At 34.8% G+C, this 739-nt stretch carries 1 protein-coding gene; it reads left to right on the top strand.

The features are described from left to right. A partial coding sequence (locus tag AC2JF9_RS08060) for a type IV secretory system conjugative DNA transfer family protein (RefSeq protein WP_500726766.1) occupies positions 1–739 on the top strand: 739 nt, incomplete at both ends.

Genomic DNA, 739 nt, shown 5'->3' with positions numbered 1-739 from the left:
ACATGGGAAGGACTTATTAATCTATTTTTTACTCAGATGTTCCAAGAGCTTTATATTTTAGGAGATAAAAATGGAGCGAAGCTTCCTGTACCAACTGTATTTCTATTAGATGAGTTTCCGAACTTAGGAAAGTTTAACAATTATGAAGAGTTTTTGGCCACTTGTCGAGGTTATAGAATTGCTTGCTGCACAATCCTTCAGAATAATACTCAATTAATGGATAAGTACGGTAAAGATAAAGCTGAATCTATATTAGGGAACTGTGCAATTAAAATTTGTTTAGGGAATGTTAACGACACTACAGCTGTATATTTTTCTAATCTTATGGGGAAAGCAACCGTTAAAGTAGAAACCGGAGGAAGATCTCTTTCACGAGGTAAAACAGGAAGTTCGTCAAGCAGTTCAAACTTTTCTTACTCTCAAAGATCCTTAATGAATGCGGATGAGATTTTGACTATGCCTGAAAAGGATAGTCTTGTATTAATCGCTGGAAAATATCCGATTAAAGCAAAAAAAGCTATTCAGTTTGAACTATACCCAGGATTAGTCGATGAATACGAGGTATCACAAATGGATTATAAAAGGAAAACAAGTGATGCAGCTAAAGAAGCTTATGAAAAAGATGTCGCTGCTTATGAGGATCTTATGGATCAATTAGAAGAAGAAAATTATATTGATGAAGATCAAGAAATTGAAGAGCAATACGCAGCAGAAAATGAGCAAGATGAGGTGCTAGAAC

This window comes from Lactobacillus sp. C449L, assembly GCF_059900815.1.
The sequence above is the reverse complement of the archived record's forward strand: the minus strand, read 5'-3'. Positions and strand labels throughout refer to the sequence as shown.